Source organism: Klebsiella planticola (assembly GCF_000783935.2).
GTDB classification, from domain to species: domain Bacteria; phylum Pseudomonadota; class Gammaproteobacteria; order Enterobacterales; family Enterobacteriaceae; genus Klebsiella; species Klebsiella planticola.
The window spans coordinates 3,611,881-3,627,385 of the sequence record NZ_CP026047.1 but is presented as its reverse complement, the minus strand read 5'-3'; the positions used below and the strand labels follow the sequence as shown (position 1 = coordinate 3,627,385).

The following is a 15,505-nucleotide window of genomic DNA, read 5'->3' as shown; positions in this document are numbered from 1 at the left end:
CCTTTCAGGCTGCAGTAATCAGCCAGCAGTTGTGGATCTGACGGTTACGGGCGAAATCCTGAGACAGCGTTTTTTGGGTAATTTCTTGCGCTTTCAGCCCCAGTTGCGCCAGCCCGTCATGATCCATACGGAAACCGCGTTTGTTATTCGAGAACATAATCGTGCCGCCTTTGCGCAGCAGACGTTTGAGATCGGTCATCAGACGCAGATGGTCGCGCTGCACGTCGAAGGCATCTTCCATGCGTTTTGAGTTAGAGAACGTCGGCGGATCGATAAAGATCAGATCGAACTGTTCATCGCTCTCGCGCAGCCAGCCCAGCACGTCAGCCTGCATCAGACGATGCGCGCGTCCGGTTAAGCCGTTGAGGCGCAGGTTACGTTCGGCCCATTCGAGATAAGTACGCGACATATCGACGGTGGTCGTCGAACGCGCCCCGCCAAGGCCGGCATGAACGCTGGCGCTGCCGGTGTAGGCGAAGAGGTTGAGGAAGTCCTTGCCTTTACTCATCTGGCCCAGCATGCGACGCGCAATACGGTGGTCAAGGAACAGACCGGTATCCAGATAGTCGGTCAGGTTGACCCACAGACGCGCGTTATACTCCTGAACCTCGAGGAAATCGCCCTTCTCGGCCATTTTCTGATACTGGTTTTTCCCTTTCTGCCGCTCGCGGGTTTTCAACACCAGCTTATTCGGCGCAATGCCAAGCACGGAGATCGTTGCCGCGATAATATCGAACAGACGCTGACGCGCTTTATGCGCATCAACCGTCTTCGGCGGCGCATACTCCTGTACCACAACCCACTCGCCGTAGCGGTCGATCGCGACGTTATACTCCGGCAAATCGGCATCATACAGGCGGTAACACTCAATCCCTTCCTGACGCGCCCATTTCTCGTATTTCTTCAGATTTTTGCGCAGACGGTTAGCGAAATCTTCCGCCAGGGAGACCGCGCCGCTGCCGTCGTTTTCCGCCAGATGGTAGTTCTTCTGTACGCAGTCCAGCGGGCCATTCTTGGCTTTAAACTGCTTGTCTGCGCGCAATTGCAGGCAGCTCAGAAGCTCCGGCGAAGCGCTGAACAGCGACAGGTTCCAGCCGCCAAACTGGGTTTTCATCGTCCGCCCAAGCAGGCTATGCAGGGCAATCAGCGCCGGCTCGCTTTCAAGACGTTCGCCGTACGGCGGGTTGCTGATAACGGTTCCGTACGGGCCTTTTGGCAGCGGATTGCTGAGTTGGGCGACATCTTTCGCTTCAAATGCGATCAGTTCGCCGACGCCCGCGCGACGGGCGTTGCTGCGCGCGCGTTCAATGACGCGGGCATCGACGTCAGAACCATAGAAACGCGACTCATAGGCCGCCAGCCCTTTACGTGCTCGGGTCTGCGCTTCGGCCTTCACCTCTTTCCAGACCGCGTCATCATGCTGCAGCCAGCCGTTGAAGCCCCAGTGACCGCGATGCAGGCCCGGCGCACGATCGGTCGCCAGCATGGCGGCTTCAATCAGCAGCGTACCGGAACCGCACATTGGATCGAGCAGCGGCGTCCCCGGAACCCAGCCAGAGCGCATGACGATCGCCGAAGCGAGCGTCTCTTTGATCGGCGCCATGCCGGTGCCGTCGCGGTAGCCGCGCAGATGCAGACCTTCGCCGCTAAGATCGAGTGAAATGTGCGCCGTTTCTTTATTCAGCCAGACATTAATCCGCAGATCGGGGTTTTCACGATCGACGTTGGGTCGCGGCAGATTTTTACGCGTGAAGCTATCGACGATCGCATCTTTAACCTTTAACGCCCCGTACTGACTGTTGCGAATCTCATCGTTCAGCCCGCTAAAATGGACGGCGAAGGTGGCGTCAGGGGTGAAAATCTCCGTCCACGGAATGGCCTGCACACCGAGGTACAGATCCAGGTCGCTATACACGCTACACTGGCCCAGCGGCAGCATGATGCGCGAAGCCAGTCGGCTCCACATCAGGCTTTGATACAGCAGGCGCGTATCTCCCTGAAAATGGACCCCGCCCTGGACTACCTGGCAGTCCACCGCGCCAAGTGCTTCCAGTTCAGTTTTTAACAGCTCTTCAAGGCCACGAGCCGTACTGGCAAACAGAGAATTCATATCGTCACTTTTACTAAAAGAAAATTGTTGCGCATTATAGCCAATATGCGCCTCATGTCATAAAGTTAAAGGCTTATTTTTAAGCCCAGAGGCAGCGCATGCTAACGCTATCGCGACTTTTTATTCATCCCGTCAAATCCATGCGTGGAATTGGTCTGACGCACGCGTTTGCCGATATCAGCGGCCTGGCCTTCGATCGCGCCTTTATGGTGACGGAAACCGATGGCACCTTTATTACCGCCCGCCAGTTTCCGCAGATGGTGAAGTTTACGCCATCTCCGCTGTACGACGGTATTCATCTGACGGCGGTAGACGGCAGCAGCGCGGTGGTGCGCTTCAGCGATTTTTCGGCGCAGGAGGAGCCTACCGAGGTATGGGGGAATCACTTCACCGCGCTGATCGCTCCACCATCGGTCAACCAGTGGCTCAGCGGTTTCTTTAACCGCGATGTTCAGCTCCGCTGGTTAGGACCCCGCCTCACCCGGCGGGTGAAGCGCCACGATGCCGTCCCACTCACCTTCGCCGATGGTTTCCCCTATCTGCTGGCTAACGAAGCCTCACTGCGCGATCTGCAAAAACGCTGTCCGGCCAGCGTGCGAATGGAACAGTTTCGCCCTAACCTGGTGGTGACCGGTGCGGCGGCCTGGGAAGAGGATACCTGGAAAGTGATTCGCATCGGTGACGTGGTTTTTGACGTAGCAAAACCCTGCAGCCGCTGCGTGCTGACTACCGTCAGTCCGGAACGGGGGCAAAAGCATCCTTCCGGTGAACCGCTGGCCACGCTGCAGCGGTTCCGCACCGCGCTGGATAGCGGCGATGTCGATTTTGGACAAAACCTGATTGCCCGCAACAGCGGCGTAGTGCGCGTGGGCGATGAAGTGGAAGTGCTGACTCGCGGCCCGGCAAAAGCCTATGGCGCAGGCGAGAGCGACGATACGCCCGCGGTTGTCGCACAGCCGGATGCCGTCATTGAAATTGAATGGCAGGGGCAGCGGTTTAGCGGCAATAATCAGCAGGTATTGCTGGAGCAGCTGGAGCAAAAAGGCATTCGAATCCCCTACTCTTGTCGGGCGGGGATTTGCGGCAGCTGCCGCATCAGACTGGAAGAAGGCGAGGTCAGCCCGTTGAAGAAAAACGCGGTCGCTGACGATGGCACGATTCTGTGCTGTAGCTGTATACCGAAAACGGCCTTACGGCTGGCGCCTTAGCGCGCTTTAAACCGCCTGACCCAGGCTGTAGCTGGTCATACCCTGTGCCGGTTGCAGCCTGTCGTTCATGATTTTAATCACATCCCCCAGCTGCATGACTCGCCCGGCGACCGTCACGCCCGGCTGAGCCAACAGACAGAGCGCGGCATTTTCACCCGGCTCAACCACCAGCAGATTAACCTGCTGTCCGCTATCGCTGAGCCAGGCGCTGGCGGCATCGCCGGTGGCAGGCTGCCAGGAGACTTCATGTGTTGTGAAGTGCCAGCTCTTTGGCATCTGCGGTTTCAGGAAGCGAATGGCGACCAGCGCATTGAGAACTAATTCCGCGCGCTGCTCTTTCGATAACTCGATATCGCGACATTTTTCTTCAAAAGAGAAATACAGTGCGGCATCGTCGACACAGAATCCGGAAGGTGAGAAGGCATCGGGCGTCAACATCCGACGCGCAAACCGCGAACGGAACAACATACCATTGGCCAAATCGAGCATCATACGATCGTGCTCTTCATCGTAATACCAACGCCAGTTATCGTCAGGTTTAATTCGCATCGTTCCCCCGTCCTCTTTCCCGTGCATCTCTTATGCAATAGCATCCTGCAACAGAATAATTTCCAAAATTAAGAAAAGACTAAAATGTCTAAATAAGCAACAATGAAGGAATATAAAACAACCAGGGCCGGAAATAAAGCCCTGGGGGGGATCAGAGGAGGAAAAGATTAGATATGGGTAACAATTTCTTTAATCAGCGGAGGGCCTTTAAAAATAAATCCGGAATAAATCTGGACAAGGCTTGCACCGGCGGCGATTTTTTCCCGTGCGGCGATCACCGAGTCAATCCCTCCGACTCCGATAATCGGCAAACGACCGTTTAATTCTGTCGCCAGCATACGGATAATTTCCGTACTCTTTAATTGTAATGGACGACCGCTGAGGCCACCGGTTTCATCACAGAATTTCATTCCCTGGACCAGCGAACGATCGAGAGTAGTATTGGTGGCAATGACCCCATCAATATTATGACGAACTAAACTATCGGCCACCTGGATCAATTCCTCAAGAGAAAGATCCGGGGCGATCTTCACAGCGACTGGGACATATTTCTGATGCTTTTGCTGCAGCTCAAGCTGCTTATTTTTAATACCAGAGAGTAAATCATCCAGGGCATCGCCGTATTGTAAGGTACGCAGCCCTGGGGTATTCGGTGAAGAGATATTAATGGCGATATAGCCGGCATACGGATAGACTTTTTCCATACAAATCAGATAATCATCTTTACCCTGCTCAACCGGCGTATCTTTATTCTTACCGATATTAATACCGAGAATACCGTCAAAATGCGCCTTTTTAACGTTCTCAACCAGGTTATCAACGCCGTGGTTATTAAAGCCCATGCGGTTGATCAAACCTTCGGCATCCACCAGACGGAAGATCCTCGGCTTATCGTTCCCCGGCTGCGGACGCGGCGTTACGGTACCAATTTCAATGGAGCCAAAACCCATGGCGCCGAGCGCATCAATGCACTCGCCGTTCTTGTCCAGCCCAGCGGCCAGACCCAGCGGATTTTTAAACGTGAGACCCATGCAGGTGACCGGTTTGGACGGCACCTTCTGACGGACCAGCATTTCCAGCGGCGTACCTGATACGCGACGTAATTGTTGAAAAGTAACTTCATGAGCGCGCTCAGGATCGAGCTGAAAAAGGGCTTTACGAACGAAGGGGTAGTACATGAACTCTCCTGGATTCCCGGTGTGCAAACCGGGGGCGTATTATGTTCGATTGACGCCTGAAAGGGAATTGACCTACGACAAAAAATCTCGCATCCAACGCAAACGTTTACTTTTCGCCCCCGCGTTATGCAATTTCTGACAAAACAAGGGTGGAAAAATCATTTAGGGAAATAAATCGGCTCTGTCACACTGCCAGAAAATGTTATCAATTATAGATAAATGCAAACATTTGGTTATAAGGAGAGAGAAGATGCGTGTCATTACACTTGCGGGCAGTCCGCGTTACCCTTCCCGTTCCAGCGCGCTTCTGGAATATGCCAGAGAGACGCTCTCCGCGGCAGATGTTGAAGTCTGCCACTGGCATTTGCAAAATTTTGCTCCGGAAGACCTGCTGTATGCCCGCTTCGATAACCCGGCATTACATACGCTGAATGAACAGCTGGCAGGCGCCGATGGGCTTATCATCGCTACCCCGGTCTATAAGGCCTCTTTTTCCGGCGCGCTGAAGACGCTGCTCGACCTGCTCCCGGAACGGGCGCTGGAGGGGAAAATCGTCCTGCCGCTGGCCACCGGCGGCACGATCGCCCACATGCTGGCGGTGGATTATGCGCTGAAACCGGTGCTCAACGCCCTGAAAGCGCAGGAGATTCTGCACGGAGTATTCGCCGACGATAGCCAGGTCACCGACTATCAACATAAGCCGCAGTTTACGCCTAATCTGCAGGGACGCCTCGACCTGGCGCTGGAGACCTTCTGGCAGGCGCTGCACCGCCCGACCAGCCGCGCTCCCGCGCTCAAGACCCTCCGCGGGGTGGAACATGCCTAACCTTTTCAGGACCCTCGCGCTGAGCGGGTTGCTGACGCTATCGGCCCTGAGCCATGCGGCACAATCCGCGCCGGACGCGCTGCGCATCGGCTACCAAAAAGGCAGCGTCAGTATGGTGCTGGCCAAAAGCCATCAACTGCTGGAAAAACGCTACCCGAACAGCAAAATCACCTGGGTAGAATTTCCCGCCGGTCCCCAGATGCTTGAAGCGCTAAACGTCGGCAGCATCGATCTGGGCAGTACCGGCGATATCCCACCGATTTTCGCCCAGGCCGCCGGTGCCGATCTGGTTTACGTCGGCGCGGAACCCCCGAAGCCAAAAGCGGAAGTGATTCTGGTCGCGGAAAACAGCCCGATCAAAACCGTCGCTGAACTGAAGGGCCGTAAGGTCGCGTTTCAGAAAGGCTCCAGCTCCCACAACCTGCTGCTAAGGGCATTACAGCAGGCAGGACTAAAATTCAGCGATATTCAGCCCGTTTATCTTGCCCCCGCGGACGCCCGCGCGGCGTTTCAACAGGGCAATGTTGATGCATGGGCTATCTGGGATCCCTACTATTCAGCCGCTCTGCAACAAGCGAGCGCCCGGGTGCTCAAAGACGGAACCGATCTGAAACAAACCGGCTCTTTCTATCTGGCTTCGCGCCCCTATGCAGAAAAGAACGGCGCCTTTATTAGCGGCGTGCTCGACACCTTCAGCCAGGCGGATGCCCTGACGCTGAGCCAACGCCCGCAAAGTATTACCCTGCTGGCCAAAACGATGGGCCTCCCTGAAACGGTGATCGCCAGCTATCTGGACCATCGGCCGCCGACCACCATCACTCCCGTCAGTGCCGAAACCGCCGCCCGGCAGCAGCAAACGGCCGATCTGTTCTACGAGAACAAACTGGTGCCGAAAAAAGTCGACATCCGTACCCGCATCTGGCAACCCGCAACCGCACAAGGAGCGAAATCATGAGTCTGAATATGTTCTGGTTTTTACCGACCCACGGTGATGGTCGCTACCTGGGGACTGAAGAGGGTGCCCGCCCGGTGGATTACGGCTATCTGCAGCAAATTGCGCAAACCGCGGACCGCCTCGGTTTTACCGGCGTCCTGATCCCGACCGGGCGCTCCTGCGAAGATGCGTGGCTGGTTGCCGCTTCAATGATTCCCGTCACCCAGCGCCTGAAATTTCTTGTTGCCCTGCGCCCGAGCGTGACCTCTCCGACTGTCGCCGCCCGCCAGGCCGCTACGCTCGACCGCCTGTCCAACGGTCGGGCGTTGTTTAACCTGGTGACCGGCAGCGATCCGCAGGAGCTCGCCGGTGACGGAGTTTTCCTCGACCATACCGAACGTTACGAAGCCTCTTCTGAATTTACTCATATCTGGCGCCGCCTGATGGAAGGCGAAACCGTGACCTTCAATGGAAAACACCAGCGGGTACGCGGTGCGAAGCTGCTGTTTCCGCCCCTGCAGCAGCCGCGCCCGCCGCTCTACTTTGGCGGCTCGTCCGACGTGGCGCAGGATCTCGCCGCCGAACAGGTCGATCTCTATCTCACCTGGGGAGAGCCCCCGGAGCAGGTGACGGAAAAAATCGCCCAGGTGCGTGAAAAAGCCGCTCGTCACGGTCGTACGGTCCGTTTCGGTATTCGTCTGCATGTCATTGTCCGGGAAACCAATGAAGAAGCCTGGGAAGCGGCCGAAAGCCTCATCTCGCATCTGGATGACGACACCATTGCCCGGGCGCAGGCCGCCTTTGCCAAAACCGACTCCGTCGGACAGCAGCGGATGGCCGCGTTGCACAACGGACGGCGCGACAAGCTTGAAATCAGCCCTAACCTGTGGGCCGGCGTCGGGCTGGCACGCGGAGGTGCGGGAACCGCTCTGGTCGGCGATGCGGCTACCGTAGCCGAACGCATCAATGAATATGCGGCACTGGGTATCGATAGCTTTATCTTCTCCGGCTATCCGCACCTTGAAGAAGCTTATCGCGTCGGCGAACTGTTGTTCCCGCTGCTGGATGTCAATATCCCGTCGATTCCGCAGCCGCAACCTCTGCACCTGCAGGGCGAGGCGGTGGCCAACGAATTTATCCCGCGCAAAGTCGCACAAAGCTAAGGAGCACATCATGGCTACGTCTGCGCAAAAACTGCTGCTGCGGGTTGCCCCCTGGCTGCTGCCGGTGGGGACCGTCATTATCTGGCAGCTCGCCTCTTCCGTCGGCTGGTTATCCACCCGCATCCTCCCCTCTCCGGAGGGGGTGCTCAAGGCCTTCTGGACGCTTTCCGCCAGCGGCGAACTGTGGCAACACCTGGCCATCAGTTCATGGCGTGCTCTGCTGGGCTTCGCCATCGGCGGTTCCATCGGGCTGGTGCTGGGCCTGATAAGCGGATTGTCGCGTTGGGGAGAGCGTCTGCTGGATACCTCGATTCAGATGCTGCGTAACGTCCCGCATCTGGCGTTGATTCCGCTGGTTATTTTATGGTTCGGCATTGATGAAAGCGCCAAAATCTTCCTCGTCGCGCTGGGGACCATGTTCCCAATCTACATCAACACCTGGCACGGCATTCGCAATATCGATCGCGGACTGGTGGAAATGGCGCGTAGCTATGGCCTGTCCGGCTTCGCCCTGTTCCGCCATGTGATTCTGCCGGGGGCCCTGCCCTCGATAATGGTCGGCATCCGCTTTGCCCTCGGGCTGATGTGGTTAACGCTGATTGTGGCCGAAACCATCTCCGCTAACGCCGGCATTGGCTATCTGGCGATGAATGCGCGGGAGTTTTTACAAACGGATGTGGTGGTGGTCGCCATTATTCTGTATGCCATTCTTGGCAAACTGGCCGACTTCAGCGCGCAGCTGCTGGAACGCGTCTGGCTACGCTGGAACCCGGCTTATCATCTTCAGGAGGCCAACGCATGACTACTGCCCGTCTGAACCCAGGGATCCCGCTGTTGCTTAACGGCGTGACCAAACGCTACGGCGAAAATACCATTCTTAACGCACTGGATTTACATATTCCGACCGGGCAGTTTGTCGCGGTGGTCGGGCGCAGCGGCGGCGGCAAAAGTACCCTGCTGCGTCTGCTGGCCGGGCTCGAAAAACCCAACGCTGGCGAGCTGCTGGCCGGCTCAACGCCGCTGGCACAGGTCCAGGAAGACAGTCGCATGATGTTCCAGGACTCGCGGCTGCTGCCGTGGAAATCGGTGATAGACAATGTCGGTCTTGGACTGAAGGGCCAATGGCGTGATGCCGCCCTGCAGGCGCTGGCCAGCGTTGGCCTGGAAAACCGCGCCGGCGACTGGCCGGCTGCGCTCTCCGGCGGACAAAAACAGCGCGTTGCGCTGGCCCGCGCGCTGATTCATCGTCCTCGCCTGCTGCTTCTCGATGAACCGCTGGGTGCGCTGGATGCGTTAACCCGGCTGGAGATGCAGGATCTGATCGTCTCGCTGTGGGAGGAATACGGTTTTACCGTACTACTGGTGACGCATGATGTGAGTGAGGCGGTGGCCATGGCTGACCGGGTGCTGTTGATTGAAGAAGGGAAAATTGGCCTCGATGTCGCCGTCGATATTCCACGACCGCGGCGGACCGGATCGGCCAGACTGGCTGAACTGGAAGCCGAGGTGCTGAACAGAGTGATGAAACGCGGTAAGAGCGAATCGGCGCCGCGCTTATTGAGCCACGGTTAAGCCAGCCCGGAGATCTCCCCGGCGGGGCGGTGCCTGCCGGGGCGACGGCCCGAGGTTGTGAATAACCCGGATAAGGCGCATCCGCGCCGTTATCCGGGAGTCCTGCCCCGTTACGCCAGCGCCTTACTGATTTTCTCGAACAGATCCCCGGAGAGATTCTCCAGACCTTTCAACTGCTCCAGCGCCGCGCGCATCAGCGCCTGGCGTTTAGCATCGTAGCGTTTCAGTCGAATCAACGGCTCAATCAACCGGGACGCCACCTGCGGGTTGCGGCTGTTGAGTTCGGTCAGCATCTCCACCATGAACTGATAGCCGCTGCCATCTTCGGCGTGGAATGCCGCCGGGTTACTGCCGGCAAACGCGCCAATCAGCGAGCGTACGCGGTTCGGGTTGCTCATACTAAACGAGCGGTGATTCAGCAGGCCGCGAACCGTCTCAAGAACATTGTCCGCCGGGCTGGTGGACTGCAGGATAAACCATTTATCCATGACCAGGCCGTCCTGGTGCCATTTGTCGTCATACTCCTGCATCAGGGTATCGCGGCAAGGCAGCTGCGCGGCGACCGCGGCCGACAGTGCAGCCAGCGCGTCGGTCATGTTGTCGGCCTGATGATACTGGGCGACGACCAGCTTATCCGCCAGCGCAACTTCACCAAACGCCAGATAGCGCAGGCAGGTATTGCGCAGTGAACGCTTGCCGATATCGGCGTGTTCCACGCGATAGCTCGCCAGCTTGTTGACGTTGTAAACCGCGAGGAACTCGTCCGCCAGCTCTTTTGCAAGCGTGCGGGTCAACGCTTCGCGAACCGCCGCAATGGCGATCGGGTCGATTATCGCAAACAGCTCAGCGATTTCATTGGCGGAAGGCAACGTCAGAATTTCAGCCGCCAGCGCCGGATCGATCTTCTCATCCAGCAAAATCGCACGGAACGCATCGGCGACGTGAACCGGCAGCGACAGCGGCTGGCCCTGCTGATGGCGGTTGACGTTCAGCTTGATGTAGGTTGCCAGCAGGCTCTGCGCGGCATCCCAGCGGGAGAAGTCATTGCGCGCGTGGCGCATCAGGAAGGTGAGCTGCTGGTCGCTCCATTTATATTCCAGCTTCACCGGGGCGGAAAACTCACACAGCAGCGCCGGTACCGGCTGGAAGTAGACGTTGTCGAACACAAAAGTCTGCTCGCTCTGGGTCACATTCAGCACGTGATGCACCGGATGGCCCCCTTTCTGCAGCGGGATCACCTTCCCTTCGTTATCATACAGTTCGATATCGAAAGGAATGTGCAGCGGCTGTTTCTCCGGCTGTTCCGCGGTCGGCGGCGTACGCTGGCTGATGGTCAACGTATACTGCTCGGTTTCCGGATTGTAGTCGTCATGGACGCTCACCACCGGCGTGCCGGACTGGCTGTACCAACGACGGAAATGCGACAGGTCGACGTTAGAGGCATCCTCCATCGCCTGGACAAAATCGTCGCAGGTGGCGGCGCTGCCGTCGTGGCGCTCGAAGTACAGCTGCATCCCTTTCTGGAAATTCTCTTCGCCCAGCAGCGTATGGAGCATGCGGATCACTTCGGCGCCCTTCTCATACACCGTCAGGGTATAGAAGTTATTCATCTCGATAACGCTATCCGGGCGTATCGGATGGGCCATCGGGCTGGCATCCTCAGCGAACTGCAGACCGCGCATGGTGCGCACGTTGTTAATCCTGTTCACCGCGCGCGAACCGAGATCGGAGCTGAACTCCTGATCGCGGAACACGGTCAGCCCTTCTTTCAGGCTCAGCTGGAACCAGTCGCGGCAGGTCACGCGGTTACCGGTCCAGTTATGGAAGTATTCGTGGCCGATGACGCGTTCAATATCGAGATAATCTTTATCGGTTGCGGTATCGGTACGGGCCAGTACGTATTTGGAGTTAAAGACGTTTAGCCCTTTGTTCTCCATCGCCCCCATATTAAAGAAGTCGACGGCGACAATCATATAGATGTCGAGGTCGTACTCGAGACCAAAACGGGTTTCGTCCCATTTCATCGAGTTCTTCAGCGAGGTCATCGCCCACGGCGCGCGGTCGAGATTGCCGCGGTCAACGAACAGCTCCAGCGCCACTTCACGTCCGGAACGGGTTTTGAAGGTATCGCGCAATACGTCGAAGTCGCCGGCCACCAGCGCAAAGAGATAGCACGGTTTCGGGAACGGATCCTGCCACTGGATCCAGTGACGACCGTTATCCAGCTCGCCCTGCGCCACGCGGTTGCCGTTGGAGAGCAGGAACGGGTATTTCGTTTTGTCGGCGATAATTTTGGTTGTGAAGCGGGCCAGCACATCCGGACGATCCAGGTACCAGGTAATGTGACGGAAACCTTCCGCCTCGCACTGGGTGCACAGGGCTTCGCCAGACTGATAGAGACCTTCCAGGGCCGTATTCGCCGCCGGGCTGATTTCATTGACGATGGTCAGGGTGAAATGTTCCGGTAATCCGCCGATCGCCAGCTGGTTATTTTCTTCTTTATAGTTGCTCCACGGCTGGCCATCCACCTGCAGGGAGACCAACGTCAGGTCTTCGCCATCCAGACGCAACGGCGCATCGGACGCCGCCGCGTGACGGGAGACTTTGCTCTCAGCCGTAACCACGGTTTTCTCGGCATCCAGGTCAAAGGTCAAATCGATATCGCTAATCAGATAATCCGGCACACGGTAGTCGTGGCGGTATTTGGCTTGGGGCTGTTGTGTCATAAAAAACCTTTAGCATGTTCCATAAAGTGTCAAACCCAGTCTATTCCTGTTGCGTAGATCGCGCTATGCAGAATCTTCATCTTTTCAACGCTAAACACGAAAATTGCTACATATTGATAACACAAGAGGCACGAAATGCGCTCGACCCGGTGCAAAGCTTGTGGTGTGATCCCTGTTCAATATATTAAACTAGGCCTCGCAAATGACCGTCAGCGTCGCCATCGACCGTCACTGCGGGACAGAGTCGGGTAATAAAGGTATACTCCGCCTCCTTTTTTCTGCTTCGGTTTTTGATGGAAACGCTCCAGTGAGAGGACGCTACTGCGCACCATGACACAATTCACTTCTCCTGTACTGCACTCGCTGCTCGATACGGACGCCTACAAGCTGCACATGCAGCAGGCTGTCTTCCACCGCTACGGCGATGTACACGTTGCGGCGGAGTTCCGCTGCCGCGGGGACGATCTGCTCGGGATCTACGCCGACGCAATTCGCGAGCAGGTTGAAACCATGCGCGACCTGAAGCTGCAGGACGATGAATATCACTGGTTGTCTACCCTGCCGTTCTTTTCCCAGGATTATCTCGACTGGCTACGCGACTTCCGTTATGACCCGGGCCAGGTCACCGTCAACAATGAAAACGGCAAGCTGAATATTCGCCTGTCCGGTCCATGGCGTGAAGTCATCATGTGGGAAGTTCCGCTGCTGGCGGTGATTAGCGAGCTGGTCCATCATTATCGCTCGCCGGAAATCAGCGTCGATTTAGCGCTGGAAACCCTCGAACACAAGCTGGCTGATTTTGCGCAACTCACCGCCGACCTCGATCTCAGCCACTTCCGTCTGATGGACTTCGGCACCCGCCGTCGCTTCTCGCGTGAAGTGCAGCAGGCCATCGTCGAACGTCTGCAGCAGGAGCCGTGGTTTATCGGTACCAGCAACTACGATCTGGCTCGCCGTCTTCATCTGACGCCAATGGGCACTCAGGCGCATGAATGGTTCCAGGCGCATCAGCAAATCAGCCCCAGTTTAGCCAACAGCCAGCGCGCGGCGCTGGCAGCCTGGCTGGAAGAGTATCCTGACAAACTCGGCATCGCCCTCACCGACTGCATTACCATGGACGCTTTCCTGCGCGATTTCGGCCCGGAGTTTGCCAGCCGCTACCAGGGGCTGCGCCACGATTCCGGCGACCCTGTCGAGTGGGGCGAAAAAGCCATCGCGCATTACCAGAAGCTGGAGATCGACCCCATGAGTAAAGTGCTGGTCTTTTCCGATAACCTCGATCTGGCAAAAGCCGTCGATCTCTATCGCCACTTCTCTTCGCGGGTCAATCTGAGCTTCGGCATTGGTACGCGTTTAACCTGCGACATTCCACAGGTTAAACCGCTAAACATCGTGATAAAGCTGGTGGAATGTAACGGTAAGCCGGTCGCGAAACTCTCCGACAGCCCGGGGAAAACTATCTGCCACGACAAGGCGTTTGTCCGGGCACTGCGTAAAGCCTTTGACCTTCCGCCGGTGAAAAAGGCCAGTTAATCACCACATTCATCATCGCAAGGAGCCGCTCTGGCTCCTTGTTCTTTATTTATTTCCGAAAACTCCCCTTGATGGTGCGAAATCTGCTTGTCTGATGGAAGATGACAGGTAACATAGATATCCCCCATTATCGGGGGAAACAGATTTTTTTATTGGACTACGAATAGAGAGACTATTATGAGCGTTGTGCCTGTAGCCGACGTACTCCAGGGCCGTGTTGCCGTTGACAGCGAAGTCACCGTGCGCGGATGGGTACGTACCCGCCGAGATTCAAAAGCTGGCTTTTCCTTCCTGGCCGTCTATGACGGTTCCTGCTTTGATCCTGTACAGGCCGTTATTAATAATTCTCTGCCCAATTACAATCAGGAAGTGCTGCGCCTGACCACCGGCTGCTCGGTCGTCATTACGGGTAAAATCGTGGCATCTCAAGGCCAGGGTCAAAGTTTTGAAATCCAGGCCAGCCACGTTGAAGTGACAGGTTGGGTAGAAGATCCGGATACCTATCCGATGGCCGCTAAGCGTCACAGCATCGAGTATCTGCGTGAAGTTGCGCACCTGCGTCCGCGTACCAACCTGATTGGCGCGGTCGCCCGCGTGCGTCATACCCTGGCACAAGCGCTGCATCGCTTCTTTGATGAGCAGGGCTTCTTCTGGGTTTCCACGCCGCTGATTACCGCCTCCGATACCGAGGGCGCGGGTGAAATGTTCCGTGTCTCTACGCTGGATCTGGAAAACCTGCCGCGTAACGATCAGGGCAAAGTAGATTTCGATAAAGACTTCTTTGGTAAAGAGTCGTTCCTGACCGTATCCGGCCAGTTGAACGGTGAGACCTATGCCTGTGCGCTGTCTAAAATCTACACCTTTGGCCCAACCTTCCGCGCCGAAAACTCCAACACCAGCCGCCACCTCGCGGAGTTCTGGATGCTGGAACCGGAAGTCGCGTTTGCCAACCTGAACGACGTCGCAGGCCTGGCGGAAGCCATGCTGAAATACGTCTTCAAGGCGGTACTGGAAGAACGCGCGGACGATATGAAGTTCTTTGCCGAGCGCGTGGACAAAGAAGCCGTTTCCCGCCTGGAGCGCTTTATTGATGCCGACTTCGCTCAGGTCGATTACACCGACGCCGTCACCATTCTGGAAAACTGCGGTAAGCAGTTTGAAAACCCGGTTTACTGGGGCGTGGACCTCTCTTCCGAGCACGAGCGCTACCTGGCTGAAGAACACTTCAAAGCGCCGGTCGTCGTGAAAAACTATCCGAAAGACATTAAGGCGTTCTATATGCGCCTTAATGAAGACGGTAAAACCGTCGCCGCCATGGACGTTCTGGCGCCTGGCATCGGTGAAATCATCGGGGGTTCCCAGCGTGAAGAGCGCCTGGATGTGCTTGACGCGCGTATGGCGGAGATGGGTCTTAATAAAGAAGACTACTGGTGGTACCGCGACCTGCGTCGTTACGGCACCGTACCGCACTCCGGCTTTGGCCTGGGCTTTGAGCGTCTGATCGCCTATGTCACCGGCGTACAAAACGTGCGTGATGTGATCCCGTTCCCGCGGACTCCACGCAACGCCACATTCTGATTAATTTTTCTTATCATTGCCGAAGGCCAGCGTAAGCTGGCCTTTTTTTATGTCAGGCTCTGTTAATGAATATCAAGAAATTTAAACATCAACCCTTCCAGTTCACATTTATGTTACTCACTATTACG

At 56.5% G+C, this 15,505-nt stretch carries 12 protein-coding genes; 8 read left to right on the top strand and 4 right to left on the bottom strand.

The window, feature by feature from the left end:
- Positions 1-4: 4 nt before the first annotated feature.
- Positions 5-2,110, bottom strand: a complete 2,106-nt coding sequence (rlmKL, locus tag MC50_RS17400; RefSeq protein WP_032688503.1) for a bifunctional 23S rRNA (guanine(2069)-N(7))-methyltransferase RlmK/23S rRNA (guanine(2445)-N(2))-methyltransferase RlmL — start codon at positions 2,108-2,110, stop codon at positions 5-7.
- 98 nt (positions 2,111-2,208) lie between these two features.
- On the opposite strand from rlmKL, the gene MC50_RS17395 reads away from it, so the two are divergent.
- Positions 2,209-3,318 (top strand): YcbX family protein, encoded by a 1,110-nt coding sequence (locus tag MC50_RS17395; protein WP_032688504.1) that lies wholly within the window; start codon positions 2,209-2,211, stop codon positions 3,316-3,318.
- Between the two features lie 6 nt (positions 3,319-3,324).
- Here the strand turns inward: MC50_RS17395 and zapC are convergent, their stop codons facing one another.
- Both zapC and pyrD read right to left on the bottom strand, forming a co-directional pair.
- On the bottom strand, positions 3,325-3,867 hold the full coding sequence (gene zapC / locus MC50_RS17390; RefSeq protein ID WP_004860132.1) for a cell division protein ZapC: 543 nt from the start codon (positions 3,865-3,867) through the stop codon (positions 3,325-3,327).
- Between the two features lie 167 nt (positions 3,868-4,034).
- Positions 4,035-5,045, bottom strand: a complete 1,011-nt coding sequence (gene pyrD / locus MC50_RS17385; RefSeq protein WP_004860131.1) for a quinone-dependent dihydroorotate dehydrogenase — start codon at positions 5,043-5,045, stop codon at positions 4,035-4,037.
- 250 nt (positions 5,046-5,295) lie between these two features.
- On the opposite strand from pyrD, the gene ssuE reads away from it, so the two are divergent.
- The 5 genes from ssuE to ssuB are packed head-to-tail and all read left to right on the top strand — an operon-like array spanning position 5,296 to position 9,540.
- Positions 5,296-5,871, top strand: a complete 576-nt coding sequence (ssuE, locus tag MC50_RS17380) for an NADPH-dependent FMN reductase (RefSeq protein WP_004860128.1) — start codon at positions 5,296-5,298, stop codon at positions 5,869-5,871.
- Positions 5,864-6,826: a sulfonate ABC transporter substrate-binding protein gene (locus MC50_RS17375; RefSeq protein ID WP_032688505.1), complete on the top strand. Its 963-nt coding sequence runs from the start codon at positions 5,864-5,866 to the stop codon at positions 6,824-6,826. Before ssuE ends, MC50_RS17375 begins: the two co-directional genes overlap by 8 nt.
- Positions 6,823-7,968: an FMNH2-dependent alkanesulfonate monooxygenase gene (gene ssuD, locus MC50_RS17370; RefSeq protein ID WP_032688506.1), complete on the top strand. Its 1,146-nt coding sequence runs from the start codon at positions 6,823-6,825 to the stop codon at positions 7,966-7,968. The genes MC50_RS17375 and ssuD overlap by 4 nt, the downstream gene beginning before the upstream one ends.
- 10 nt (positions 7,969-7,978) lie before the next feature.
- Positions 7,979-8,770: an aliphatic sulfonate ABC transporter permease SsuC gene (gene ssuC / locus MC50_RS17365; protein ID WP_004860122.1), complete on the top strand. Its 792-nt coding sequence runs from the start codon at positions 7,979-7,981 to the stop codon at positions 8,768-8,770.
- Positions 8,767-9,540: an aliphatic sulfonates ABC transporter ATP-binding protein gene (ssuB, locus tag MC50_RS17360; RefSeq protein WP_032688507.1), complete on the top strand. Its 774-nt coding sequence runs from the start codon at positions 8,767-8,769 to the stop codon at positions 9,538-9,540. The genes ssuC and ssuB overlap by 4 nt, the downstream gene beginning before the upstream one ends.
- A gap of 110 nt (positions 9,541-9,650) precedes the next feature.
- Here ssuB and pepN read toward each other — a convergent pair whose 3' ends face one another.
- Positions 9,651-12,266 carry an aminopeptidase N gene (gene pepN / locus MC50_RS17355; RefSeq protein ID WP_047664527.1) on the bottom strand — a complete coding sequence of 872 codons (2,616 nt, stop codon included), beginning with the start codon at positions 12,264-12,266 and terminating at the stop codon, positions 9,651-9,653.
- 330 nt (positions 12,267-12,596) lie between these two features.
- Here pepN and pncB point away from each other — a divergent pair, with 330 nt between their 5' ends.
- Entirely contained in the window at positions 12,597-13,799 is a 1,203-nt protein-coding gene (gene pncB / locus MC50_RS17350; RefSeq protein WP_047664523.1) for a nicotinate phosphoribosyltransferase, read from the top strand.
- 177 nt (positions 13,800-13,976) lie between these two features.
- Positions 13,977-15,377 carry an asparagine--tRNA ligase gene (gene asnS, locus MC50_RS17345; RefSeq protein ID WP_004860113.1) on the top strand — a complete coding sequence of 467 codons (1,401 nt, stop codon included), beginning with the start codon at positions 13,977-13,979 and terminating at the stop codon, positions 15,375-15,377.
- The last annotated feature ends 128 nt before the right edge of the window (positions 15,378-15,505 follow it).

What these genes read in the sequence shown, in the direction of transcription:
- zapC (WP_004860132.1), bottom strand. Translation starts at nt 3,867, where the DNA reads ATGCGAATTAAACCTGACGATAACTGGCGTTGGTATTACGATGAAGAG.
- asnS (WP_004860113.1), top strand. Translation starts at nt 13,977, where the DNA reads ATGAGCGTTGTGCCTGTAGCCGACGTACTCCAGGGCCGTGTTGCCGTT.
- ssuC (WP_004860122.1), top strand. Translation starts at nt 7,979, where the DNA reads ATGGCTACGTCTGCGCAAAAACTGCTGCTGCGGGTTGCCCCCTGGCTG.
- MC50_RS17375 (WP_032688505.1), top strand. Translation starts at nt 5,864, where the DNA reads ATGCCTAACCTTTTCAGGACCCTCGCGCTGAGCGGGTTGCTGACGCTA.
- MC50_RS17395 (WP_032688504.1), top strand. Translation starts at nt 2,209, where the DNA reads ATGCTAACGCTATCGCGACTTTTTATTCATCCCGTCAAATCCATGCGT.
- ssuD (WP_032688506.1), top strand. Translation starts at nt 6,823, where the DNA reads ATGAGTCTGAATATGTTCTGGTTTTTACCGACCCACGGTGATGGTCGC.
- pyrD (WP_004860131.1), bottom strand. Translation starts at nt 5,045, where the DNA reads ATGTACTACCCCTTCGTTCGTAAAGCCCTTTTTCAGCTCGATCCTGAG.
- pepN (WP_047664527.1), bottom strand. Translation starts at nt 12,266, where the DNA reads ATGACACAACAGCCCCAAGCCAAATACCGCCACGACTACCGTGTGCCG.
- ssuE (WP_004860128.1), top strand. Translation starts at nt 5,296, where the DNA reads ATGCGTGTCATTACACTTGCGGGCAGTCCGCGTTACCCTTCCCGTTCC.
- pncB (WP_047664523.1), top strand. Translation starts at nt 12,597, where the DNA reads ATGACACAATTCACTTCTCCTGTACTGCACTCGCTGCTCGATACGGAC.
- ssuB (WP_032688507.1), top strand. Translation starts at nt 8,767, where the DNA reads ATGACTACTGCCCGTCTGAACCCAGGGATCCCGCTGTTGCTTAACGGC.
- rlmKL (WP_032688503.1), bottom strand. Translation starts at nt 2,110, where the DNA reads ATGAATTCTCTGTTTGCCAGTACGGCTCGTGGCCTTGAAGAGCTGTTA.